We start from the raw sequence: 24,833 nt of genomic DNA on the forward strand, positions 1-24,833 counted from the left end.
TCAGGGAATGGGTTATCCGGCGGTCACAGTCATCAGTTTTCGGATGTCGGCGTCGGTGTATGAAGGCGTAGCTCCGCGCTGCGTCGCAACATAGGCGCCTGTCGCGCAGGCAATATCCAGCGCTTCTTTCGGGTCACGGTCGAGGTGGTACAGCAACGCCGCCAGGAAGGAATCTCCGGCGCCGATGGTATCCTGTACATCAACCGTCAGGCCGGGGCTTTCCCAAAACTGCCCGTTGTGCCAGAGGCAGGCGCCGTTTTCACCCCGGGTGACGCAGACGGTCCGTACACCGAAGCGGTCAGCCAGGTGGCGCATCGCGGTTTCCTCGTCGCCGGGATACTCATACCAGGAAGTCACCTCCGCCAGTTCATGGTGGTTCATCTTGACGATATCCGCGTGCTGAAGGAGGTATTCGACTATGCTCCGGGTATAATGCGGAGGCCGCAGGTTGATGTCGAATACCTTCCGGCGGGCATTATTCAGGAGGGCGTAAAGGGTTTCCCGGCTTTTCGGGCTGCGGGCGCCGAGGCTGCCGAAAAGGAAAAAATCGGCGGCGGCGACACGTTGGCTGAGGTCTTCGTCCCAGTGAATGTAATCCCAGGCCACCGGCTGGACGATCTGGTAGGTAACCTCGTTGCGGTCGCTTACGTTGGCTTTCACGACACCGGTCAGGTGTGTTTTGCCCCGCCGGATGGTTTCGTCCGGAATACCTTTTTCCCGGAGAAAATCCAGCAGCTCGATGCCCAGTTCGTCTTCCCCCACCCTGCTGATCAGCACGGCGTCGAATCCGCTCTGCCGGGCATGAAAGGCGACATTGAAGGGCGCTCCTCCGGCCTGGCGGCCCGAAGGAAGAATGTCCCAGAGAATTTCTCCAAAACAAACCATCGTCGGTTGTGAACTCATTTTCTAGTGAATGACAAGCGTTTTTTCAATCTGTTCGAGACTCGTCCCTTTGGTTTCGGGCATGACTTTCCAGACAAACAGCAGCTGGAGAAACATCATGACCGCGAAAAAGAGGAAGGTGTGGCCCCCGCCCAGTTTTTCGGCGAAATAAGGAAAGGTGAAAGCAATGACGGTGGCCATCAGCCAGTGGGTGAAGCTGCCGAGCGCCTGGCCTTTGGCACGGACGCTGTTCGGGAATATCTCCGAAATAAATACCCAGATAACCGCTCCCTGGGAGAAGGCGAAAAAGGCGATGTAGACAAAGAGGAAGACCGGTACGCCGTCGAACTGCTGGGTATAAAACGCCCGGGACACCAGGCCCAGCGTGGCAATGACGCCGAACGAGCCGATGAGCATGAGTGTCCGGCGGCCAAACCGGTCGATGACGTTCATCGCCAGCAGCGTAAACCCGAAGTTGACCAGGCCGATGCCGGCCGTCGACAGCAGCGAAGAGCTCTTACCCAGCCCGGCCATCTCGAAAATACGCGGGGCATAATAAATGATCGCGTTGATACCGGAAACCTGGTTGAAGAAGGCAAAAACGATCGCGAGAAAGACCGGAAAGCGGTTTTCTTTCGCCCACAGGTTTCCGGAAGAAACAGCGGACTGCAGGCGGGCGGATTGAATGGCGAGAATATCCTGATCCACGGTATCCGGGCTCACGACTGCCAGTACCGCCCGCGCGCCGGCTACGTCGCCGCGGTTGGTAATCAGCCAGCGGGGACTCTCCGGTACGCGGAAAAGCAGCAGGAAAAACAGCAGGGACGGCACCGCCTGTACGCCCAGCATCCAGCGCCAGGCGTTGTCTCCCAGGTTTTCAAAGAGGTAATTCGAGAGATAGGCGATCAGAATACCGAAGACTACGTTGAACTGGAAGAGGGCGACCATCTTTCCACGCGAACGTGCCGGAGAAATTTCAGAGATATACAGCGGCGCAGTAACCGACGAAGCCCCTACTCCCAGGCCTCCCAGAAAACGGAAAATGAGAAATGGAACCCAGGAAGGCGATACGGCAGCTCCGATCGATGACACGAGGTACAGCGCGGCGATGCCGAAGAGCGTATTCCGGCGGCCGAAGCGGTCTGACGGTATCCCACCCGTCAGCGCGCCGAGTACTGTACCGATCAGCGCGATGGAGACCGTCAGGCCGTGTTCGAATACATCGAGGTGCCAGAGCTGCTGGATGGCCCGTTCTGCGCCGGAAATAACCGCGGTATCAAACCCGAACAGAAACCCGCCGAGTGCAATGACAACAGACCAGAGGAAGACTTTTTTCATACAGGAATTTTTGACCAAAATTGGCCGTCTTCCTCCCGCTGATAGTTAAAGGAAATCTCAAAATAGTTAAACTTTGATGCATGCCGCCGCCGACCCGCCAAATCCCTCAGAAACAAGGTTTTTGTATTTTTTGAAGATACTTTTGACCTTTCGGTTCTTTCAGTTTTGTTACACGGTTTTCAGTTTTGTTACGTCTTCAGCGCTGCGCGTGCAAATTTTTAAACTCTGAGGGTGAAATGTTGTACTTCGCCTTGAAGGCCGTAGAGAAATACGTGGGCGACGAGAATCCTACCCGATAGGCTACCTCCGCGATGGTCACCGGTTCCGAAACCAGCAGATGCCGCGCCCGCGTCAGGCGGATGTTCTGGATAAAGTCTGTCACGCCGCAATCAAGGAGGGCTTTGACCTTGCGGTACAGCTGCACGCGGGAGAGCCCCATTTCCCGCGCGAGCTCGTCGACGCTCATGTCGGAGCGCTGCAGGTTTTTCTCTACGAGTTCAGTCAGGTCCTGGATGAATTTCCGGTCGGTTCGCTGGGTCACCGGCACGGACGTATCGATCGACAGTTCCCGCCGGAAATGTTCACGAACAAGCTCCCTGTTCTTCAGAAGCGTTTGCAGGCTTTCGAGCAGGAACGTCGGGTCAAAGGGTTTGGTCAGGTATAGATCGGCTCCTGTCCGAACCCCTTCGATCTGCTGGTCCGACGCCGAGCGGGCCGTCAGCAGTACCAGGGGAATGTGGGACGTGCGCCAGTCCTGTTTCAGGGCTTCGGCGATTTCCAGGCCGCTTCTGCCGGGGAGCATCACGTCCGATACAATCAGATCGGGTAATGTATCAATGGCCAGAGACAGGCCGCTTTCGCCGTCGGCTGCCTCGACTACCTGAAAACGGGCGCCGAGTTTCCGCGCCAGGAAAGAACGGAGTTCGTCGTTGTCCTCGATGAGGAGTACCGTCGCCGAACCTTCTGCCGATACCGGTAACGCCTCCTCCGGCTGCCGTTCTTCGTCCGTCCATTCCGCGACGGAAGCTGCCGGAAGCGCTTCGGCTTGATCGGGCAACAGCGCCGGCTTTCCGGCCGGCATGCTGATTTCAAACGTACTGCCTTTGCCCGGCGTACTGCGCACCGAAATAGACCCGTGGTGCAATTGAACCAGCTCCCTGGCAAGCGCCAGGCCAATGCCTGAACTCATCGGAGACGGGGTCTTTCCCTGGTAAAACCATTCAAAAATATGCCGCTGCTCCTCCTCTGAAATACCGGGGCCGGTATCTTCCACGCGCAGGCGGACGGAGTCTCCGGCGGGTTGTAGCACAACTGTAATCGTTCCCTGATCAGGCGTATACTTAAAGGCATTGGCAAGGAGGTTGAAAACGGCCTTGTCGAGCAGGTTGGCGTCGAACCACACCGGAATCCGGGCCTCCGACGGGAGAAACCGCAATTGAATACCCCGCTGCCGGGCGGTCTTTTCAAATGCCGGAATAATCTTGCGGATAAAGTCGACCAGGTCTTGCTCTGCAATGCGGACCGGCATTTTCCCGACTTCAATCTTCCGGAAATCCATCAGCTGGTTGATGAGCTTGAGAAGAAGGCGGGCATTTCGCCGGACCACCTCGAGGTCTTTCCGATGAGACGGCGCCAGGTCCGGCGCAGCGAGCAATTCATCCACCGGACCGAGAATCAGCGTCAGCGGCGTCCGGAGTTCGTGTGAGAAGTTCGTAAAAAAGCGAAGTTTGACTTCGGTAGATTCCCTTGCCTGATCGGCCATTTCGGCGATGCGGTTGCGTTGGGCGGAGATCTCCGCGTTCTGTTTTTCCAGGGTCCGGGAGAAACGGCGATTCTGACGGAGTGATCTATACGCAATCAACGCAAAAGCCAGCGCCGCCAGCAGAGACGCCCCGACAATGTACAGTACCGTTTGCTGGCTGGTGTACAGCCGGGTTTGCTCCTGGATTCGCTCCTGCTGCCGGTGGATGTCGTGTTGCTGGCTGACGATCTTCTCCGACTGCTGCTTCAGAATATGGACGTTGGTCGAATCAATGACGAGGGTGCCAAGTATGTTTTCCTTTTCATAAGGCTCTTTCCGGAGAATCTTCAGGGCGGTGCGAATGGCCTCTTCTCCGCCTGTGGGGTACAGCAGGGTACCTGCAAAGACGCCATCCTGCACAAACTGGATCCCGCCGCTGGCGCCCGAAAGCCCGTCGACCCCGACTATCTTCACCCGGTGCTCCAGTCCCAGTTCTTTGCAAACCAGGTACGCACCGAGCGCCATGCGGTCGTTGTGCGCAAAAATCAGGTCCGTTTCCGGGTGGGCTTTCAGGACGGCGGGCAGGCGGGGCATGACGTATTTGCGCTCCCAGTCGCCGTTGACCGTCGCCACCACCCGAATCCCCGGATAGGCTTTCAGTGCCGATACAAATGCCGAGTGCCGCTCGCTTGCCGCCGATGCCGAAGGCGTACCCGTGATTTCGAGTACATTTCCCTGTTTATGGAGCAACTCGCCAACATACTGCCCGGCCGTCCGGCCGATCTGGAGGTTATCGCCGCCGACATATGACGTATAGAGCTTGGAGTTGGTCCGCCTGTCGACAATAATAACCGGTATTCCCCTGTTGAAAACTTCTTCGACGAGCGGAGTGATGGGTTCGGCTTCGTTGGGGGATATGATGAGGAGGTCGATGCCTTCGTCCATCAACTCCCGTATCTGGCGGATCTGAAGCTGGCTGTCGTCGTGGGCGTCTTTCAGAATCAGGCGGACGCCGGGATGAAAGCTCAGTTCTTTTTCCATGCTTTCCTGCATGGCTTTCCGCCATTCGTCTCCGTTGGTACACTGGGCAAAGCCGATGGTATACTGCTTTTCATTCGGGCCGGGGGTACATCCCGCGAAAATTCCGATGAAAAAGGAAAGGAGGGCGACGTATTTCAACGAGGTATTGTCTAAGTGTTCTGTAAAAGTAGCGCTTCTTTTTTATTCCCCTCCGGGGGAAGAAGCAGCTTCATCCGCTCGGAAATACACACGCTGCCCGGCCGGTATTTCGCAAGCGGTTTTACGGCAGATTGAGGGCGGTTCGCTGTCGGATTCTTCCGGCTCCCCTTTCTTTTTTTGTCCGGCACCTCACTGACAGGATACGTTTGCATCGTCGGAACGCTGTCCGGCACAGGAAAAGTGAACAGCGCCGTCAACCTTCAACCTGCTATCATATCCCTCATTTTGTATCAGTCGCCATGTATCGTCTTCTTTTCTTCATCTGTCTTTCCGTCACTGCGGGAAACGCCCTCGCTCAGGGTGTCCCTCAGAGCCTCCCCTATCAGGGTATTGCCCGCAATGCTGCCGGGCAGCCGCTCGCCAATACGTCTATTACTGTCCGCCTGAGTATTCGCGATGCCCTTTCCGGCGGGAATACGCTGTACACCGAAACCAAAAGTGTCGCAACCAGCGGCTCCGGCCTGTATTCTCTGGTGATCCACGACGGCAGCGGCGCCTTTTCCGGTGACTGGAATTCCATCAACTGGGCAGCGGGCGCCCGGTTTCTGAAAACGGAAATAGACCCGGCCAATGGTTCGTCCTTTCTGGATTTCGGGACGGTTCAGTTGCAGAGCGTGCCGTATGCGCTGACGGCGGGGAAGGCTGTGGATCAGAAGCTATCAGAGCTGAAGGACGTCAGTACATCCGCTCTTCTCCCGGGAGACCGCCTCGAGTGGAGCGGATCCGGTTGGAAAAACGCAGCGAAAAGTCAGACATATTCCTTCGCCGGACCGATACCCTCCCTTTCCGGGAACAATTCGGTCTATGTATTTGCCGGCCCGGCGGCAACGCTCGCTGTCACTTCTTCCGACCAGGTAATAAAAGGCGGTGCAGTAGCTCCGCTCGGGTTTCAGACCGGGGCAAGTCCGGCTACGGTCCGGATCGGCATGGGTTACCAGCGAATCGATATTTCCGGGCAGCCCATCGTGAATTTCGTGGGAAGCAATTATGCCACCCACCGGCTGATTGCCGAACGACGTACCTACTCCGCGTTCGGATCGGTGACTGGTCTGGCACCGGGCACCTACAAAGTTGGTATGGTAGTACTGAACGGAGCCCCAGCCGTTGTCAGTGACAATGATTATGTCAACGGCTGGGTCACAGTAGAATAATCTTTCCACCACATCATTATGCAACGCTTCCTGTTTGGGTTTCTCCTGATCAGTCAGGGGCTCTTCGCCCAGGTACCTCAGCGAATTCCGTATCAGGGTATTGCCCGCAATGCTGCCGGGCAGCCCCTCGCCAATACAACGATTGCGATCCGCCTTCACGTCCGCGACGCCATTTCCGGTGGAAATACCCTCTATACAGAAACGAAAAGCGTCGGGACAACCGCGTCCGGTCTCTACTCCCTGGTTATTCATGACGGTACGGGAATGGTCACGGGCGACTGGAACGCCATCAACTGGGCAACCGGCGCCCGCTTTCTCAAAACCGAAATCGACCCGGCCAATGGCAATTCCTTCCTTGATTTCGGGACTGTTGAACTGCAAAGCGTACCCTACGCGTTCGTCGCCGATCAGGTCGTGAATCAGCGACTTGGCGGCCTGAAAGATGTCTCGGCTCCCGCTCCCGCTGTCGGTGATATCCTGCAATGGAACGGTACTGCCTGGACAAATGCGGCGAAAACGGCTTCCGGCGTCACCGCCGCGGGGTTCAGCGGTCACATACAGTCGATAGCCGGAAACAATTCGGTGTATGTATTTGCCGGACCCGCGGCTACGGTAACTGTTTCCGGCCCTAATCAGGTATTGGTCGGATCGGCAGAAGCGGTACTTGGTTTTCAGGCAGGTGCGTCTCCAGGCGCGGTGCGAATCGGAATCTGCTATCAGCGGATTGATATTCCCAACCAACCGGTAACCAATTTCGTCGGCCCTGATTACACGACGCATCGTGTTGTCAGTGAACGCCGGACCTACCCGGCCTCCGGCCACGTAACCGGCCTTCCCGCCGGGATGTATAAAATCGGGGTCGGTGTTCTCAATTCGACAAGCGCGATACTGGCTGATGTCGATTTTGTAAACGGCTATGTTCTCGTCCTTTAATCCATCCAACCCATGTTTCGGTATTTTCTGTTTTTCTTCGTGATCAGCAGCCGGATTTTTGCCCAGCAGGGGCCGGTCTCCGCCGCAGCGGGCACCCAGGCCGGCGGGTATCTGATCGAGTTTTCAGTGGGCGACGTCTTCGCGTCGACGGTGCAGAACGGGTCTTTCTCGAACACCGGCGGTATTCTTCAGCCTGAGGCTGTATCGGGTCCGTTGCCCGTCCGGTTACTATCGTTTTCCGTTTCGGCAGAAGGCTCCTCGGCTGTCCTTCTGCGCTGGCATACCGCCGAAGAAATCAATACGTCACATTTTGATGTCGAGCAGAGCGTGACCGGTCGTGCCTGGCGCGTTGCAGGCCGTGTCTATCCGACCGGCGGCCCGGCAAGGGGCGCTTCTTACGCATTCACGGATTTCGATCCGGCCGACGGTGTCAGTTATTACCGTCTGCGCATAGCCGACAATGACAATACCGCATCGTATAGCTCTATCCGTAGCATTGTAACCGACCGCCCCTCCGCGTGGGTGATGTATCCCAATCCGGCCGCGCACTATGTCCGCTTCGGTAAGCTGGCGGCGGTCCGGGCGATTTCGGTCCGGGATATGCAGGGACAGCTTCGTTACCGGTCGGCTCAGACAGGTGAAGTGGACGTTCATACCTGGCCCGCCGGACTTTATGCAGTGATCGTCGAGCACACCAACGGCTCGGTGGAAACCCGGAAACTGATGGTTGTCCGCTGACAGACATTTTACCATCTTTGTTTTTTCCCCATCCGCATGGTCAAACGGTTGTTGCTGCTTCTGACAGGAATACTGGGTCTGATACATTCGATTCAGGCGCGCATTCCCGAACCCCAGTTCAAACACCTGACACAGAAGCAGGGCCTCCCCGACATGAACATCCGGAGTTTTGCTCAGGACCAGTACGGATTTGTGTGGATCGGGACGTACAATGGACTTTGCCGGTTCGACGGCCGGAAAATTCGTTCCTATTTTCACAACCGGAACGATCCCTTTTCGCTGCCCGGCAACTACATCACCTCTCTTCATGCCGGTAACTCCGGGCGGCTGTGGATTGGCTGCGAGGAAACGCTGTGTCTTTTCGAGGAAAGGACGCAGCGTTTTCTCTCCTTCCGGCTCCCGGGCGGCGGGAAAATTTACGGCATTACCGAAGGCCCGGAAGGGATTCTCTGGCTGGCAACCGGCGGCGGGCTGGTTTCATTCCACCTCCGCGAACGCCGGTTTACCGTTCAGCCGCCGGTCGCCCAAAACCCGCTTGCCCGTCCGGTTGTCCAGATGGCGGCTGCCCCCGAAGGAACGCTGTACCTGGTCACACCCGACGGAATTGTGCTGTACAACATCATCACCCGCCGTATCAGGCTGTTCCGCCGGGAGTACCTTGCCGGAAACGATGACGACGAGGTACTGGCAATTGCACCCGACCGCGAAGGTAACCTCTGGTACGCTGCCGGAGACCAGGCATCCTTCATCGGAAAACTGGACCCGGTATCCGGAAAAATCCTTGAAAAACTGCCGCTGTACCGCTTTTTTGACACCCGTACAGACCATATCCGAAGCCTGCTCACCGACCGGCGGGGCCGTCTCTGGATCGCCGCCAACGTCGGAGGCCTGCTTTTCTATGATCCTCCCCGGCAGGAATACCGGCAGTTTACGCATGACCCTCTTGTGGAAGGCAGCCTGAGCGGAGCCGGTTCGGCCAGGCTCTTCGCCGACCATAACGACGGCATCTGGGTAGGTGCAGAACTATCCGGCGTCAGCTGGTGCTACCCCGACGAGCAGCCGTTTACCTTGTTTCAGGCCACGCAGGACCCCCGCACCAGCTTACCCTGGTTCTGGGGCCGGGCGGCGCTGGAAGACGAAAAGGGAAACCTATGGCTGGGTACCGGCAACGGACTCTCCGTCTGGAACGAAAAAAAAGGCTTTCTGCATCATTATGTAAAAGGGAATACCCCGCCCGGCTGGACCGATGTATTTTCGATCCGGTCACTTGCCAGGGGGTCTGACGGGGCGGTCTGGGTAGGACTGAGCGACCGCATCCACCGGTTTTCAGGAGGAAAGTGGCGTATTTACACCGAGAAGGATTCCCTGCGCGGTGCCTTCTGCTGGGCCCTTCTCACTACCCGGAAGGGAGATTTCTACGCCGGAACCAGGGAAGGCCTCCAGGTATACAACCCGCAGACGAACCGGTTCGACTCGTTTGACAAGGACCCGCTTTTCGGGCCATTTGCCCGAAAAAATGCCCGCGCCTTGTTCGAAAGCCGCGACGGGGGGCTGTGGATTGGATTCCGGGGCTTCGGCCTGGTCTATTGGCACCGGGAGCGGAAAATTCTCAGGCATTACCTCAAAGAGCTGCCCCATCCCCTCGTGACATCTCTGGCGGAAGACCGGAACGGGATTCTCTGGATCGCGACTATAGACGGGCTGGCGCGCTTCGACGGCGCTGCTTTCCGGCACTACAACCGGGAAGAGGGCTTTCCGTCCAATCAGTTTGCCGGATTATTGTTTGACAGGGATAACCGGCTGTGGACAGGTACCAGCGCCGGTCTTTGCTGCCTCGATACCGACCGGAAAACCGTTCATACCTTCACAACCGAAGACGGGCTGGCATCTGATACTTTCAATGATCAGTCGGCCTGTACCCTGCGCGACGGCCGGTTTTGTTATCCTTCCACCCGGGGCTTTGTGCTCTTTGACCCCGCGGAAGTGCTGGCGACCGAGCGGACGGCGGCCGTCAGAAGCTACCTGACGGGTTTTCAGGTATCCGGCCGGAATCATCCGCTGCCGGTCAATCCGGAGGCGGTACGGGAAATCACGCTGCGGCCGGATGAACATTTTTTTACATTCGAATGGGCCGCCTGCCAGTTCCGTCATCCCGACCAGAACCGGTACCTCTGCCAGTTGGCGGGGTTTGACGACCGGTGGATACAGGTGGAGCATCCCGCGGCAACGTATACAAACGTTCCGGGTGGAGACTATGTCTTTCGTTTCCGAACCTCTACCATCCCCGGAAAATGGAACGGACCCATCTCCGAAATTCAGGTTCATATTCAGATCGTATATTACCGTACGTGGTGGTTTCTGACCCTGTCGGCGTTGCTGCTGACAGGGCTGGGTTACCTGCTCTACCGGTACCGGATCCGTCAGGCATTGCATATTTCAGAACTTCAGACGCAGTCTGCCCGTCTCGAAAAAAATAACGCCCTCGTACGCTATCAAAACCTCGTCAACCAGCTCAACCCGCACTTTCTCTTCAACAGTCTGGCGGTGCTGGACAGCCTGATTTTCAAAGATCAAAAGCTCGCTTCCAGGAATCTGCGCCAGCTGACAAAGGTGTATCGTTACCTGATCGAAAACGACGGCGTGGAAGTTATCGACCTGGAAAAGGAAGTCCGGTTTACCCGGGATTTCATCGGGTTGCTTGCAACACGGTATGGCGACGGATTGCAGATTTCGGTAACCATTCCAGACGCGGCACTGCACCGGAAGATTGTCCCGGTGACATTGCAGAATCTCCTCGAAAACGCCATCAAACACAACACCACCGATCCGGAAAGTCCGCTGGTCATCCGGGTATTTGTTTCCGGAGACGACCTGGTGGTGCAAAACAACCTGCAGCGCCGCCCCCAGGTCAGTACCTCTAACGGAAAAGGTCTGGCAGACATGCAGGCGCTCTACCGGCACCTTTCCGGGCGGGAACTGCGGGTTGTTGAAGCGGGCGGTGTATTCTCCGTCCATATCCCTTTCATCGTATGAATGCCCTGATTGTCGAAGACGAAATACTGATTGCCGAGCAGATGCAGCGCATGTTGTACGACGTGGCGCCGCATGTTCGGGTGCTGGGCGTAGTTTCCAGTTTGAAGGCGCTCCAGCGCTGGCTTGTTCAGCATCCGGAACCGGACTTGATTTTCATGGACATACAGCTTTCAGACGGCCTGAGTTTCGCCATTTTCGAGCAGTTCCGACTCCGCTGTCCGGTCATTTTCACGACGGCGTATGACGAGTATGCGATCCGGGCGTTTCGCGCCAACGGCATCGACTATCTTCTCAAGCCGGTGGAGGAAGAAGACCTGATCCGTTCCCTGGAAAAGTTACGGCGGTTTTCGGGTTCATATGAGGGGCTGGTGCGCCAGATCCGGCAGGAGCCTGCTTTCCGGGAAAAATTCATTGTGCATCACCGGCAGTCAGCCGTACCTGTGAGTGTGCAGGATATTGCTGTATTTGAGCTCGATCAGCTCATTTATCTCCATAAGCGGGACGGGCAGCGGTATGTGATGGACCACCGTTCGCTGGAAGAGATCGAAGCCGAACTGAATCCGGTACAGTTTTTCCGGGCCAACCGCCGGCAGATTGTGAGCCTCGACGCCATCGAACGCTTCCGGACAGACCCTTCGGGCAGAGTTCTGCTGACTGTTGCACCGGTAGGGACAATCGAAATAAGCAAGGAAAAAGCCCCCGTTTTCCGAAAATGGATAAACCGATAGAGATCACTATTCAACCTATTATCTTTTTGCTACTTTTATTTATCAACTTTCTGTTTTAAAACCTATTATTCCTAAAAAATATTAAATACAGTTCCTCTTTTTTTTCTCCGCTACTTTTCTACCTTTGGGCAGTACGGCACAAAATTGAAGCAGGATAAGTGCCGGACCTCTATATACTGCTTCGTAAACCCATCCAAAACTATCGGACCAACCTTTACCTCATTCCGCCAATGAATGACGTTGTACTTGCCGAGATTCGTCTCGTCGCCTTTAACTATGCCCCCAGAGGCTGGGCGCTGTGTAACGGGCAGATCCTTTCAATTGCGCAAAATCAAGCCCTTTTTTCCCTTCTCGGGACGACATTCGGTGGCAACGGCGTAACCAACTTTGCCTTGCCGGATCTGCGGGGTCGCGGCCCTATGCACTGGGGTAATGGCCCGGGACTGTCTCCGGTCAATCTCGGACAGGTAGGCGGCACCACTTCAACCACGCTGCTCACCACGCAGATACCCTCCCATGTGCACATGGCGACAATCCATAATACGACCGGCGAGGTTATGGGTTCTGCCTTCGACGGGGATTCAACCAATCCGGACGGGAACTACTTCGCCATTGCCGCCAATACCCCCGACAAGATGTACGGTGCGGCGGCCAATGGAAAGATGAGTTTCAACGGAGAATTCCAGGCCGATGCCCAGGTAACCCTCAGTGGTGGAGGCTCCCAGCCCCACTCCAATATGATGCCATACCTCGGCATGACGTTTATCATTGCTCTTCAAGGAATTTACCCAAGCCGAAACTGATATGTATGGATACGTAGGCGAAATCAAGATGTTCGCCGGCAACTTCGCACCCCAGAATACCGCCCTGTGTAACGGACAAGTACTCCCCATCTCGCAGAACACCGCGCTGTTCTCGATCCTTGGGACATTCTACGGTGGAAACGGGGTAAGTACATTCCAGCTACCCAACCTCATGGGCCGTGTACCAATGGCGCAGGGCACCGGGCCCGGGCTTACCCCGCGGACCATCGGAGAGTCTGCGGGTTCGGAGACGGTCACGCTCCTATTGACCGAAATTCCGGCACATACGCACAACGGCACGGTGGTTTTCAGCAATCCGCAGCTCCGCTGTTACAACGGCGCCCCGACCAGCAAAACCGCCGAAGGAAATCTCCCCGCCAACTCCGCAAAAGGCGAGTTGTACAACGGCGCAGCGACATCCTCGATGGTAACCACCATCAACGTCAATCAGGGCTTTACGTCCGGTCCATCCGGTGGCGGTCAGCCGCATAACAACATGCAGCCGTATCTCGCGATCACGTTTGTCATCTGTATGCAAGGTGTTTTCCCCCCAAGAGGCTAATCAATCATGGATAATTACTTAGGAGAAATCAAGCTGTTTGCCGGGAATTTCCCCCCGCTGGGTTGGGCGTTTTGCAATGGAGCGCTCCTGTCGATTGCCGAGTACGATGCATTGTATAATCTCATCGGCACCACCTATGGCGGCGACGGAATCCAGACCTTCGGGCTACCCAACCTGCAGGGTCGTATTCCGATCGGCTGGGGAAGCGGGCCGGGTTTGCCGACCGTGGTGATCGGAGAATCGGCCGGAACGGAAGAAATTACGCTGACGACCAACCAAATGCCGAATCACACGCATGTCGCTCAGGTTCAGGCGAAAGGTTCCCTCGGAGTCGGAACGACTGCCACCTCCAATGCACCCGAAGGCTTCGCGCCAGCAGACGACTCCGGCAGCAACATGTATGCCAATGCCGCCCCCAACGGCGCCATGGGACCCGACGCGGTGGCGAGCACTTCGCCGACGGTCAGCGTCATGCCTGTCGGAGGATCGCAGCCGCATGACAACATGCAGCCCTATCTGGTCATCAGCTACATCATTGCGCTGTACGGCATTTATCCGTCGCCAAGCTAAATGAGGGTAGCGTTACTGAGCTCCTCGGCCGCCGGGATTCCGGTGTTGCAGTGGCTGGCCGGTCAGCAGGTACTCTCGGGACTCGGAGTGCTTGATCTTCCGGATAATGAAGACATTGTTTTTCCGGCCCGGGCCATCGGTATACCGGTCCGGCAGTTGACCGGCGCAGCTTTCGATGCCTCGCTCGAAGCCTGGATAAAAGAAGTACAGCCGGATATTGTGCTGGTCATCGGCTGCCCGTACCGGATCCCGGAACGCCTGCTCGACCAGCCCGTTCACGGATTCTATAACGTTCATTTCGGCGCGCTGCCGGTATATGGCGGCAGTACGCCGTTGTTCTGGCAGATTCGTCATCAGGAAAAAACGGGCGAGCTGACGATACACCGGATGAATGCACGGCTCGATAAAGGTCCGGTCGCCGTACGGTTGCCGCTGGCCATTGAGCCGGCTGACACCTACGGTCTGCTCATGTCTAGGTATGCCCTGCAAAGTGTGGAAGGCGTATACCGGTTACTGATCGGCCTGCAGCAAGGCACGCTGACGCTCGAACCACAGGCAGAGACAGCCGTTCGGTTTCATCCGCGACCGGCAGGCAGGGAGGTTTTCATCGATTGGGCCGGTATGAACGCCCGGCAGATTGAAGCCCTCGTACGCGCCTGCAATCCCTGGAACCGGGGCGCCATTGCCCGCCTGAAAGGCTGGTCGATCAAAATTGTCGAAGCCGCCGCCACCGTAGAACTTCCCGGAATACCTCCCGGAACACTTCGGTTTGAATCGGAAAATACCGTTTACGTATCCTGCGCAGAGCAGACCGCGCTTCGGATAGATATCGTTTACGCCCGGGAAGGGTATTTTTCCGGCCCGGCGATCGCCCGGTTCGGCATACGCTCCGGCGATCGATTCGACGCCCTTTAATCTACACAACCTGTTTATGAAACATTCCGCCCTCCTTTTTCTTCTCTTATTCTCCCTCACGGTCGATGCCCAGGTATCGTTCGTCAAGGACCTCGCCGCGGGCGCTTCCGGGAGTACAATCTCCCCCGGAATTGCCCAGATAGATGGCATTTTGTACTTCTCCGCAGACGACGGCAGCACCGGCAAGGAACTCTGGCGGAGCGACGGCTCCCGCGCAGGCACCTATGTGGTGAAAGACATCAACGCGGCCGGCGGTTCGGGTGCAGACAACCTGATCGTCGCCAATGGTAAACTGTATTTCACGGCTGACGATGGAACCGGCAAAGCCTTCTGGGTATCAGACGGTACCAACGCCGGGACTACCAAAATAGCCGGCGGTATTACGGTCGTATCCGGATCCGGCAGGGTGGCGTTGGTCGGCACCACCATTTTCTTCGCCGGCGTTGGCGGAGGAGATACCGAACTATATAAACTCGACACCGGATCGAATACGGTCTCCCTGGTAAAAAACATCAATTCCGGTGGAAACTCCGGCCCGACATCGCTTTACAACTTCAACGGAACACTCGTATTCGGCGCTACGGACGGCATCTCCGGCGTTGAACTATGGAAAAGCGACGGTACCGCGGGAAATACGGTACAGATCAAGGATATCCGCAGTGGTACCTCCGGCAGTACGCCGCTGAACTTTATCGCATACAACGGCAAAGTTTATTTCACGGCGACGGACGGCTCAACAGGCTTCGAGCTATGGGTCAGCGACCTTACCAGCGGCGGAACCACCCAGGTGAAAGACATTCGCCCCGGTAGCACCAGCAGTACTCCCCAGCGGTTTATCGTTTATAACAACCTCCTCTATTTCGCCGCCAACGATGGCGGCGGCAATAAACTCTGGCAGACAGACGGTACCGGCGGCAACACGGTCAAGGTAGCGACGTCTCCGGACGATCCTAAGAATTTTGTCGTCTTCAATAGCCAGCTGTTCTTTCAGGGCAGCAGCACCGGAGACGCCGAATTCTGGAAGCTGAACGCCGGTGCCTGCTCGCTCGTGAAAGACCTTGACGGAGCGTCTTCCAGTACGCCTTCCAACCTGATGGTGGCGGGTAATTTTCTTTATTTCAATGCCACCATCGGCACCACTGACACGAAGCTGTACCGCTCGGACGGCACCACCGCCGGAACCGTTGTGGTCGAGGAACTAAGCGCCGGCGATGACGCGACGGTACTCCTCGGGGTCGTCAACAACTCTCTTTACCTCGTCGGCGACAATGGTTCCACCGGCACCGAACTATACGCCGTGCTGGCCCCTGCCCTCCCGCCGAACGGTACGCTGGCGCTGAACGATGGCAATTCGGCCGTTGGCAACGGTACCGAGAGCGGCTGGAGCTTTTACATGTACAAGAGCAATATCGTTTTTTCGGTGAAATGGGGAGCGAGTACATCAGCAAAAAATATTGCCAATATCAGCCTGGTACAAGGCTCCATGACGTCCAAAACCAATGCGACGGCCAACGCCACCTACGCCATGGGCAGGTACTGGAACGTGGACGTAGGCGGTACGGCCCTGACGGAAAACGCCGGTCTGCGGTTTTACTATGATCCCGCTGAAAAAACGGCCGCAGTGAATGCCGCCCAGTCATTCGCGACGACCAACAGCGTTCCCTTCGCGCCTTTCAAGTGGTTCAAAACCATCGGTGCGGCCTATGACCCGGCGACGGACGTCACGGCTGGCGGCGTCAACGGACCTATCACGGAACTGGCCGGTACGGAGTCATCCATCAGTGGTTCCCTATCCGTAGTGGAATTCAGCGGAATACCAAGCTTCTCCGGCGGCTCCGGGGCAGCCGGCGCCGGTGTAGCTTCTCCCCTGCCGGTTGAACTGCTGTTTTTCAAAGCCGAACTCGCCACCAATAACCAGGTACGCCTGAGCTGGGCGACTGCCCGGGAATGGAATTCCTCTCACTACATCGTTGAGCGCAGCCGGGATCTGCAGACCTATGCGAAAATCGGTATGCTCGACGCCAAAGGACTCACTTCAACGCGTCAGGATTACTACCTCATCGACCAAAACCCACCGCTCGGAACCAGCTACTACCGCCTTCGCCAGGTGGATCGCGACGGCAAAGAGCAACTCTACAAGCCGGTATCGATTGTACTGACGGAATCCGGACTGCCGCTGGCGGTATACCCGAACCCGTCGAAAGGGCAATTCAGTATCCGGGTAGATGACGCCGACATCAGCCGGGTGACGATCCAGAATACCTCCGGACAAACCTGGGCGGTACCCTTCCGAAAAGCCGGTGCGCAAGTACTTGAAAGCAAGGAAAAACTACCGCCGGGAACCTACCTCATCGAGGTCAAAAACGGAATAACCTCGGTCGTACACAAGCTGCTGGTTCAGGAATAAACAAAGAAGCGCCGGGAGTCCGGCGCTTCTTTGTTATTAAGCTATTTTCCCGGAATACGCCGTTATTTTCTCCTTAAGCTCAGTATTTCGGCCTCCAGAACCGTCTTTGTATTAAAATTCGGAAGAATGCCGGCTTCACCTCCGGAATCAGAAACCTTCTTTGCAAATTTGCGTATCGAATTCTGTTTTCATCTCTAAACCCCGTTTTTACCATGAGAGTATCGCTCTGGCAACGCCTGGTTGTTCTGTTCGTTGCGTTGCTGCCGGCTCTGGCTTGGGGGCAGGTTCCCGAAAACCCGCTCAAGGGCCAAAAAGTACTGGTCTTTTCCAAGACGGCGGCTTTCCGCCACAGCTCCATTCCCCAGGGTATCCGTTGCGTGGAAGCGCTGGGCCGGAAGTATGGCTTCTCGGTCGACGCCACCGAAAACTCCGACCGTTTTACCGACGCCAACCTCCGCCAATACAAGGTGGTTGTCTTTCTGAGTACCACCGGCGACGTCCTCAACGACAGCCAGCAGGCCGCCTTTGAGCGCTATATCCAGGCCGGCGGCGGCTATGTGGGTATCCATGCCGCAGCCGATACCGAGTACGACTGGCCGTGGTACGGCAAGTTTGTCGGTGGCTGGTTCCTCAGCCACCCGGGCAACCCGAACGTCCGGACCGGCAACATGACGGTTCGCGATAAAAACCACCCCGCTACCCAGGATCTCCCTGCGACATTCCAGCGGACGGATGAATTTTACGACTACAAGCACTTCAACCCCGATGTAAAGGTGTTGATCACGGTGGACGAAAACTCCTACGGCGGCGCCAAAATGAACGCCGGGGATAACCACCCCATGGCCTGGTACCATGAGTACGACGGCGGGCGGGTTTTCTACACCGCTTATGGCCATACCGATGAGACATTCATGGAGCCCCTCTTCCTGCAACACCTCTGGGGAGGCCTCCGCTGGGCAGCCGACGGCCCGGCGCTGGACTACAAAAAGGCCCATACCAAAGCCGCTCCGGAAGAAAACCGTTTCTCCCGCACAACGCTCGACGAAAAGCTTTATGAGCCGACCGAACTGGCCGTGCGTGACGGAAAGGTATTCTACATCCACCGCCGCGGGGAAATCAAGTACTACAATCCGAAAAATACCCAGAAGGTGAAATCACTGGGTAATGTCGACGTCTTCAATACGTTCGAATACGGCCTCATGGGGCTGAACCTGGACCCTCAGTTTGAGAAAAACAACTGGATGTACCTGTTCTACTCGCCGTCCGTCGGGAAGTATGGCGCCGATACGGCCAATCGCCTGGTGCGGGTGAAATTCGATCCCTCGAAAGAAGAAATCGACTGGAAATCAGAGCAGGTACTTCTTCGTGTGCCGGTAAAACGCGACGGCTGCTGCCACACCGGCGGCTCGATTGAATGGGACAAGGCCGGTAACCTTTACCTGTCTACCGGAGACGACACCAACCCGTTCGCGTCTGACGGATACTCGCCGTCTGACGGTCGCCCCGACCGCCGGGGCTGGGATGCCCGCGCGACATCCTCCAACACCAACGACCTGAGAGGTAAAATCCTGCGTATCAAGCCCAACGAAGACGGAACCCCGGGGTACAGCATTCCCGCCGGAAACCTCTTCAAGCCGGGTACCGACAAGGCACGCCCTGAAATTTACGTCATGGGCAACCGGAATCCGTACCGGATTTCGGTAGACAAACACACCGGCTTCCTGTACTGGGGCGAAGTAGGCCCGGACGCCGGCGAAAACCGGGAAGGTCGCGGTCCGCGCGGGCACGACGAAGTCAACCAGGCCCGCCAGGCCGGATATTTCGGCTGGCCGCTGTTTGTGGCCGACAACCGCGCCTACAACCAGTATGATTTCGAGAAAAAGGAATCAGGTCCGAAATGGGATGCCGCCAAACCGATCAACGACTCGCCGCACAATACCGGTATGCGCGAGCTGCCTCCGGCACAAAAAGCCTTTATTTATTATCCCTATGCGGATTCTCCGGAATTCGGAGCGATTGTCGGCAAGGGCGGTCGCAATGCCATGGCCGGCCCGGTTTTCTATGCGGAAGACTATGATTCTCAGTCGAAAGTAGGCTTCCCGGACTTTTACCAGGGCAAGTTCTTCGCGTACGACTGGATCCGGGATTACATCAACATCGTGACGATGAAGCCGAACGGTGACCTCCAGAGCATGGAGCGGTTCCTGCCGAGCTGGAAGTTCTCTCACCCGATCGACATGCAGTTTGACCGTGACGGATCACTCTACGTCCTCGAATACGGTCCCAACTGGTTTGCTCAGAACGACGAAGCCCGCCTGACGCGGATTACTTACAACGCCGGTAACCGTCCTCCGGTAGCCGTTGCCTCAGCCGACAAAACGGCCGGAGCCGGCCCCCTCAAGGTAGTTCTGTCTGCCAAAGGGTCGCTCGACCACGACGGAGACGCCCTGAAATACGAGTGGACGGTAGCCGGGAAGAAATTCCCGACGGCAACTGCTGCTTATACCTTCACCAAACCGGGCATCTACAAGCCGGTACTGAAAGTTACCGACGCCGCCGGCAATACCTCAACCGCAACGGTTGAAATCAAGGTCGGAAACGGTGTTCCGCAGGTAGACCTGGCGATCAAGGGCAACAAGACGTTCTATTTCGACGGACAGCCCGTATCGTACGAAGTCAAGGTAAACGACAAGGAAGACGGCTCGCTGGCGACGAAAAAGATCGCCGAAGAAGACGTCATGGTTAACATCAATTTCCTCGAAGGATTTGACAAGACCATCATCGCGCAGGGGCACCAGCTGAATACCAGCTTCTCGAACGGCAAGCGCCTCATCGAGCTGAGCGATTGCAAAGCCTGCCATGCGATCGACAAGAAATCCATCGGTCCTGCTTACCGCGACGTTGCGAAGAAGTATAAAGGCAAAAACGTAGAATCTACGCTGGTGGACAAGGTCATCAAAGGCGGCGGCGGTGTCTGGGGAGAACAGGCGATGAGCGCCCACCCGACCCTCTCGAAATCCGATGCCGGTGAAATGGTCCGCTTCATCCTGAGCCTCGGCGATGAGAAGAAGATGAGCCAGCCGGTTAAGGGCGACTACGTTACGAAAGACAACGGCAAGAACGGCACCTACATTTTTGCCGCCAGCTACACCGACAAAGGAAACGGAACGACCGGCCCCCAGACCACTCAGAAAGTCGTAACGCTCCGCAGCCCGAAGGTACCCGCGCTGAGCAATGACGGTGCGAAGTTTGTATCGTCCATTAAGTCAAACGAGCTGAAGAAAGACGTTGCTATCGCTACGGCCAACGGCAGCTACGTGTCCTTCAAAGGCCTCGATCTGACAGGTATTTCGGCGATCAGCTTCTCGGCCTGGTCGAAAGAAGGCAGAACGACAGGCGGTACGATCGAAGTACGGCTGGGTTCTCCGGCCGGCAAGGTCATCGGTCAGGTAGCCGTACCGGCGACCAGCACCGACAAGGTTACTACCAGCCTGGCTCCGGCCGGTCCGGGTTTGCAGGACGTGTACTTCGTCTTCACCAATCCGGCGCTGAAGGACGGACAGGCGCTCTTCACCCTCGATACCATCGAATTTGAGAAGGGAAGCAAATAATCTCCTGTGCTTCAGTACTGAAAGCCCGCCGGTTTGGCGGGCTTTTTGCATTCTCTCCGGTTAGGTCCGGCATGCATCCCGTTGATTTTCCGGCGGCAGTTATTCAAAGGTTCAGCGTATTTCCGCGGTGTGGTGTACTTTTGTTGCCCCGGTTAACTGACCTTCAATGACTTACTCGGAAATACTGCAGAAACTGCTGGACAAAGACGCCATTCCTCCGGAAACGGCGGATGCGCTCCGGAACTACGAAAAAGCGAAACCTTTTTCAGTACACTGGGAGCTGCGTTTTCTTCTCTACCTCGGGGTAACGCTGCTCAGCGGCGGCCTGGGGGTATTGATTTACCAGCACTACGATGTCATTGGGCCCGGAGTCGTTGCCGGGTTAATTGCGCTGCTGATGGCGGGCTGCTTTGCCTGGGTCTGGTGGAAACGCCTTCCCTATGCCAACACCCTGACGGAGCATGCCTCTCCCCTGCCCGATTTTCTGCTGCTGCTGGGCTGTTTGTTGTTTCTGACACTCGGCGGATACCTGCAATACACCTATAACCTGTTCGGTACCCGGTTTGGGCTGATGGCGATTATTCCGGCGTTGGTATTCTTTCCGCTGGCGTACCGTTTTGACCATCGCGGGGTACTTTCCATGGCGCTGACCGCGCTGGCTTCCTGGGTAGGCGTAGCCGCAACACCGCTGACGGTACTGACCCAAAACGACTTTTCCCAGCCCTATTTTCTGATCCGGGCGCTGGGATATGCGGGGGTCGTCATCGCCGGCGCCTGGTGGCTCGACCGGCAGGGCATCAAAAAGCACTTCACCTTTACCTATTTCCTCCTGGCCGGAAACCTGGCCTTTGTGGCGGCGCTGGCCGGCTGGTTCGGGCATTCTGCGCCGGTGGTGTACCTGCTGATACTGATCGGACTGTGCTACCTGTCTTTCCGCTACGCCCGTCAGGCGCATTCCTTCGCCTTTCTGCTGATGGCGCTGGTATATGGGTATATCGCGCTGTCGTACCTGTTTTTTACCGTTTTTCCGGAAGACGTGCTGATCGGTTTCGGTATGCTCTATTTCATGGCGACGTGCGGCTTCATTGTCCTTTTCCTTTTCCGGTATAAAGCCTGGCTGGGCATTAAACAACATGAAAAAAGCGTATAACGAAGCCTGGATTGAAGCCCTCGCCATCCGGAAAAAAGCCCGTGGCTGGGTGCGCGCCGGCCTGCTTACTCCTGCACAGGAGGCCCATATCCGCGAACTGTTTCCCGAGTCGTTTTACCGGGCAAATGTCTGGGTACGCATCGCCTTGTTTTTGTTTACCCTGCTGCTTAATGGCTGCAGTACGACCTTCGTCAGCATGTTTTTCATGCCGGCGCTGGAAAACACACTGTGGGGAGCCGGTTTGCTCGGTATGGCTTACGGAACCGGATTTTTCTTTTTGCTGAATCTGCTCATCCGGGAGCGACGTTTGTACCATTCCGGTATCGACGACGCGTTGCTGTATTCGGCCGTCTCAGCTTTTTGTGGAGGGTTATTCGTAACCTTTTCTTCCGTTTTCCGGGAAGAGTTTGTTGCCTATGCGGCCATCGCATTGCCAGTACTCGTCTGGGCAGCTGTCCGCTATGCCAGCACGGTGGTAACCCTGGCGACGTTGCTGGATGTATATGCCATTGCGGGGTTACTGGCATTCCGTTTTCCGGCCGGTAAATTGTTACTGCCGTTTATCGGATTATTTCTTTCTGCCGGAATCCTTTTGGCTTCGCGAAGTATGCGGAGAAAGAGCGGTATTTACTGGACATCCTGCCTCGATGTATCGGAATCCCTGGCGCTTGCATTCGGGTACCTGAGCATCAATTATTTCGTTGTCCGTGAAGGAAATGCGCTGATTCAGGGAACGGAAGGACCGGTTCCGTTTGGTATCCTTTTCTGGATACTGACGGGGATCATACCTCTTGCCTGTATTTTTTCCGGTATCCGTAGCCGGAACCGTATTCTGCTCGTCGCGGGGCTATTGACGCTACTGCTTTCGGTGTATACTTTTCAGTTTTATTATCAGCCGGTTTCGTATCCGCTTTTCTCGGTCATCGGAGGATTGATTCTGCTATCCGGCGCGATTGCCTGCATTCGTTTTCTGCGTTCCCGACAGACCGGATTTACATTTGAAAAAGACGGTTCAGGCGAGGGAGGTATCCGCCTCGAAGCGTTGGTTGTCGCAGAGCAGGCAAGTATCCCTTCCACGCAGACGGATACATTCGGAGGCGGCACATTCGGAGGCGGGGGTGCGGGAGATCAGTATTAGTCGTTCACACTGTCTGTCAGCTTATTAACAAGCCAAAAACCGGCAGTTCACATACTTTTCTTTTGTTAATATTCCGGGTTGATACTACTTTTATACCTGCTGCATTACCCGCATCTGTTGTGAATCTTCTTCCGGTCGTCAAACCCCGCCCGACGCCCTTGCAGGCGTTGTGTTTTTCAAACTCGTTCTGATGGAGGTGAAGCTTGCAGATCCCGTCCGCCACGGCGGATAATGGCGCGCTTATTTTCCTTTCAATAGTTAACCTCCACAGCGCATGAAAAACCTGCTTACATTGATTTTACTGTCTGTTTCTGCTTCCGTATCGGCTCAGGTAGGAATCGGAACAACAACGCCCGACGCCAGCGCTCAACTGGAAATAATATCCACCGGAAAAGGCGTTTTGATTCCGCGGATGACCGAAGCCGAACGTCCGGCCAATCCTGCTACCGGGCTGCTTATTTTTCAGACCGACGGCGATACCGGCTTTTACTATTACACCGGAAGTGACTGGGATAAGCTTGTTCCAAAAAACGAAACGAAGAAGACAACCATAGCGTCAAATGCGGCGGGTTCACTAACGTCCAGTCTGAATCAGCCCTATTATCCTTCTTATTCCAGCGTTGATGCAACGGCTGATTTTTCGGTCAGCGGTTCCTCCATCACGACGGAAAAAGACGGCGTTTATGTCATCGCATATTCCTTTACGGCCGCATCCTGGTCTTCTCCCCGCGCAGTTACGGCAACGCTCACCATTGACGGCGCGCCTGTCGCCAGTACTGCCTCTTCCAATGTGCTGAGTAACAGCCAGACCAAATACTTTTCCGGTTCACTTACGGCCGCTTTATCTACCGGTAATGTCCTTTCCCTGCAGATCGGTACATTGCTGCCCATTTCCGGCGTGGGTCTCAGCAATATCAAAGTCTCGCTGATCCGGCTGGATTGAATCCGGTTTGTTTTCCGGAATTCTGCTAATCCAACTGACTGTCAGCGTTCCGGATGTTAAAGTTTAGGCCATTTTCTTTTGTTAATCCGTTCGGAGGTGTAGTTTTACGATTACCTCTATAAACCGCACCTTTCTATGAAAATTAGTTCCGTCGCCGATTGTCTTCCCGCGCCTCCGGGAGCTTCTGTTTTTGCTTATGGTTTCGGATTTTTCTGTTCGTGAAAGCGGCGGTTTTTGGGTTTGTTTCCCCCTTTCAACTTTAAAATCCGCACTTGATGAAGCAACTTTTTACTGTACTATTTCTGAGTATAACCGCTCCGGTTTTCGCCCAGGTGGGCGTTGGAACAACAACGCCTCATCCCAGTGCGCAACTGGAAGTACAATCCACCGAAAAAGGGTTTCTGATTCCCCGGATGGCCCAGGCACAACGTCCCGCCGATGCTGCCGAAGGACTCATGATTTACCAGACAGACGGTGATAAGGGATTTTATTATTTCAACGGAACCACCTGGGACAAACTGGTGCCGAAATCGGAAGCACCCACAACCACGGTCTCGGATCTTCCGTCTGCTTACGTGACGCTTCTTCCCGGTTTGCCTTTCGCAGTGTCAACAGGCGTGTTGACTCCGATGGGAGTGGACCTGATGACATCTAGTCCATCTGAGGCCATTGTCGTAAGAGGAGGTAATTACCTTATTTTCTACACATTCAATTATCCATCTATTCCGGTTGCCGCATCAGTCACTGCGCAGATTGCGGTCAATGATACGCCGGCTTCGGAAGTCGTCAAAAACGTCACTCCATTCGGCACGACTTCGTTTAGCGGCTCCCTGGTTGCTTCGCTGGTTCCGGGCGACCGGGTAAAGCTGCAACTCGTTACGGCGTTATTCGTGCCGTCGGGCCTCATAACCAATATCAAGATCTCGTACATCCGCCTTAATTAAGCCTTCT

The 24,833-nt window shown here is 55.9% G+C and carries 18 protein-coding genes; 15 read left to right on the forward strand and 3 right to left on the reverse strand.

Annotated elements, in window-relative coordinates:
- Nucleotides 1-12: 12 nt before the first annotated feature.
- The 3 genes from BLR09_RS05760 to BLR09_RS05770 all read right to left on the reverse strand — a co-directional run bounded on the left by BLR09_RS05760 (nucleotide 13) and on the right by BLR09_RS05770 (nucleotide 5,140).
- Nucleotides 13-903, reverse strand: coding sequence for a carbohydrate kinase family protein (locus BLR09_RS05760; protein WP_093198939.1), 891 nt, complete (start codon nucleotides 901-903; stop codon nucleotides 13-15).
- 3 nt (nucleotides 904-906) lie between these two features.
- Nucleotides 907-2,220, reverse strand: coding sequence for a sugar porter family MFS transporter (locus tag BLR09_RS05765; RefSeq protein WP_093198942.1), 1,314 nt, complete (start codon nucleotides 2,218-2,220; stop codon nucleotides 907-909).
- A gap of 196 nt (nucleotides 2,221-2,416) precedes the next feature.
- A complete protein-coding gene (locus BLR09_RS05770; RefSeq protein ID WP_093198945.1) occupies nucleotides 2,417-5,140 on the reverse strand; it encodes a substrate-binding domain-containing protein in 2,724 nt (907 codons plus the stop codon).
- Nucleotides 5,141-5,439: 299 nt separating this feature from the next.
- Here BLR09_RS05770 and BLR09_RS05780 point away from each other — a divergent pair, with 299 nt between their 5' ends.
- From BLR09_RS05780 to BLR09_RS05850, 15 genes are all read left to right on the forward strand, one after another.
- The gene (locus BLR09_RS05780; protein WP_093198951.1) at nucleotides 5,440-6,351 is read left to right on the forward strand and encodes a hypothetical protein; all 912 of its coding nucleotides are present in this window, start codon (nucleotides 5,440-5,442) and stop codon (nucleotides 6,349-6,351) included.
- Between the two features lie 18 nt (nucleotides 6,352-6,369).
- Nucleotides 6,370-7,284: a hypothetical protein gene (locus BLR09_RS05785; RefSeq protein WP_093198954.1), complete on the forward strand. Its 915-nt coding sequence runs from the start codon at nucleotides 6,370-6,372 to the stop codon at nucleotides 7,282-7,284.
- A 12-nt stretch (nucleotides 7,285-7,296) separates the two neighbouring features.
- Entirely contained in the window at nucleotides 7,297-8,022 is a 726-nt protein-coding gene (locus BLR09_RS05790; protein WP_093198956.1) for a T9SS type A sorting domain-containing protein, read from the forward strand.
- Between the two features lie 36 nt (nucleotides 8,023-8,058).
- Nucleotides 8,059-11,055, forward strand: a complete 2,997-nt coding sequence (locus tag BLR09_RS05795) for a sensor histidine kinase (protein ID WP_093198959.1) — start codon at nucleotides 8,059-8,061, stop codon at nucleotides 11,053-11,055.
- Complete coding sequence (locus tag BLR09_RS05800) at nucleotides 11,052-11,783, forward strand: LytR/AlgR family response regulator transcription factor (RefSeq protein ID WP_093198962.1); 732 nt, start codon at nucleotides 11,052-11,054, stop codon at nucleotides 11,781-11,783. The genes BLR09_RS05795 and BLR09_RS05800 overlap by 4 nt, the downstream gene beginning before the upstream one ends.
- Before the next feature lie 230 nt (nucleotides 11,784-12,013).
- Complete coding sequence (locus BLR09_RS05805) at nucleotides 12,014-12,586, forward strand: phage tail protein (protein WP_093198964.1); 573 nt, start codon at nucleotides 12,014-12,016, stop codon at nucleotides 12,584-12,586.
- A 1-nt stretch (nucleotide 12,587) separates the two neighbouring features.
- The gene (locus tag BLR09_RS05810; RefSeq protein WP_093198967.1) at nucleotides 12,588-13,148 is read left to right on the forward strand and encodes a phage tail protein; all 561 of its coding nucleotides are present in this window, start codon (nucleotides 12,588-12,590) and stop codon (nucleotides 13,146-13,148) included.
- A 6-nt stretch (nucleotides 13,149-13,154) separates the two neighbouring features.
- Nucleotides 13,155-13,718 (forward strand): phage tail protein, encoded by a 564-nt coding sequence (locus BLR09_RS05815; RefSeq protein WP_093198971.1) that lies wholly within the window; start codon nucleotides 13,155-13,157, stop codon nucleotides 13,716-13,718.
- Entirely contained in the window at nucleotides 13,719-14,633 is a 915-nt protein-coding gene (locus BLR09_RS05820; RefSeq protein ID WP_093198974.1) for a methionyl-tRNA formyltransferase, read from the forward strand.
- A gap of 16 nt (nucleotides 14,634-14,649) precedes the next feature.
- Complete coding sequence (locus BLR09_RS05825) at nucleotides 14,650-17,040, forward strand: ELWxxDGT repeat protein (RefSeq protein WP_093198977.1); 2,391 nt, start codon at nucleotides 14,650-14,652, stop codon at nucleotides 17,038-17,040.
- 212 nt (nucleotides 17,041-17,252) lie between these two features.
- On the forward strand, nucleotides 17,253-20,651 hold the full coding sequence (locus tag BLR09_RS05830) for a ThuA domain-containing protein (protein ID WP_093198980.1): 3,399 nt from the start codon (nucleotides 17,253-17,255) through the stop codon (nucleotides 20,649-20,651).
- 166 nt (nucleotides 20,652-20,817) lie between these two features.
- Complete coding sequence (locus BLR09_RS05835; protein ID WP_093198982.1) at nucleotides 20,818-21,801, forward strand: DUF2157 domain-containing protein; 984 nt, start codon at nucleotides 20,818-20,820, stop codon at nucleotides 21,799-21,801.
- Nucleotides 21,785-22,939, forward strand: a complete 1,155-nt coding sequence (locus BLR09_RS05840; protein ID WP_093198985.1) for a hypothetical protein — start codon at nucleotides 21,785-21,787, stop codon at nucleotides 22,937-22,939. The genes BLR09_RS05835 and BLR09_RS05840 overlap by 17 nt, the downstream gene beginning before the upstream one ends.
- Nucleotides 22,940-23,213: 274 nt before the next feature.
- A complete protein-coding gene (locus BLR09_RS05845; protein WP_093198988.1) occupies nucleotides 23,214-23,882 on the forward strand; it encodes a hypothetical protein in 669 nt (222 codons plus the stop codon).
- Nucleotides 23,883-24,157: 275 nt separating this feature from the next.
- Nucleotides 24,158-24,826, forward strand: a complete 669-nt coding sequence (locus BLR09_RS05850; RefSeq protein ID WP_093198991.1) for a hypothetical protein — start codon at nucleotides 24,158-24,160, stop codon at nucleotides 24,824-24,826.
- Nucleotides 24,827-24,833 lie beyond the last annotated feature (7 nt).

The organism is Siphonobacter aquaeclarae, from assembly GCF_900103285.1.
GTDB classification, from domain to species: domain Bacteria; phylum Bacteroidota; class Bacteroidia; order Cytophagales; family Spirosomataceae; genus Siphonobacter; species Siphonobacter aquaeclarae.

Excerpts from the sequence above, each read along its gene's own strand:
- BLR09_RS05790 (WP_093198956.1), top strand. The coding sequence starts at position 7,297 with ATGTTTCGGTATTTTCTGTTTTTCTTCGTGATCAGCAGCCGGATTTTT.
- BLR09_RS05805 (WP_093198964.1), top strand. The coding sequence starts at position 12,014 with ATGAATGACGTTGTACTTGCCGAGATTCGTCTCGTCGCCTTTAACTAT.
- BLR09_RS05840 (WP_093198985.1), top strand. The coding sequence starts at position 21,785 with ATGAAAAAAGCGTATAACGAAGCCTGGATTGAAGCCCTCGCCATCCGG.
- BLR09_RS05845 (WP_093198988.1), top strand. The coding sequence starts at position 23,214 with ATGAAAAACCTGCTTACATTGATTTTACTGTCTGTTTCTGCTTCCGTA.
- BLR09_RS05825 (WP_093198977.1), top strand. The coding sequence starts at position 14,650 with ATGAAACATTCCGCCCTCCTTTTTCTTCTCTTATTCTCCCTCACGGTC.
- BLR09_RS05810 (WP_093198967.1), top strand. The coding sequence starts at position 12,588 with ATGTATGGATACGTAGGCGAAATCAAGATGTTCGCCGGCAACTTCGCA.
- BLR09_RS05850 (WP_093198991.1), top strand. The coding sequence starts at position 24,158 with ATGAAGCAACTTTTTACTGTACTATTTCTGAGTATAACCGCTCCGGTT.
- BLR09_RS05800 (WP_093198962.1), top strand. The coding sequence starts at position 11,052 with ATGAATGCCCTGATTGTCGAAGACGAAATACTGATTGCCGAGCAGATG.
- BLR09_RS05830 (WP_093198980.1), top strand. The coding sequence starts at position 17,253 with ATGAGAGTATCGCTCTGGCAACGCCTGGTTGTTCTGTTCGTTGCGTTG.
- BLR09_RS05795 (WP_093198959.1), top strand. The coding sequence starts at position 8,059 with ATGGTCAAACGGTTGTTGCTGCTTCTGACAGGAATACTGGGTCTGATA.
- BLR09_RS05765 (WP_093198942.1), bottom strand. The coding sequence starts at position 2,220 with ATGAAAAAAGTCTTCCTCTGGTCTGTTGTCATTGCACTCGGCGGGTTT.
- BLR09_RS05820 (WP_093198974.1), top strand. The coding sequence starts at position 13,719 with ATGAGGGTAGCGTTACTGAGCTCCTCGGCCGCCGGGATTCCGGTGTTG.
- BLR09_RS05760 (WP_093198939.1), bottom strand. The coding sequence starts at position 903 with ATGAGTTCACAACCGACGATGGTTTGTTTTGGAGAAATTCTCTGGGAC.
- BLR09_RS05835 (WP_093198982.1), top strand. The coding sequence starts at position 20,818 with ATGACTTACTCGGAAATACTGCAGAAACTGCTGGACAAAGACGCCATT.
- BLR09_RS05780 (WP_093198951.1), top strand. The coding sequence starts at position 5,440 with ATGTATCGTCTTCTTTTCTTCATCTGTCTTTCCGTCACTGCGGGAAAC.
- BLR09_RS05785 (WP_093198954.1), top strand. The coding sequence starts at position 6,370 with ATGCAACGCTTCCTGTTTGGGTTTCTCCTGATCAGTCAGGGGCTCTTC.
- BLR09_RS05815 (WP_093198971.1), top strand. The coding sequence starts at position 13,155 with ATGGATAATTACTTAGGAGAAATCAAGCTGTTTGCCGGGAATTTCCCC.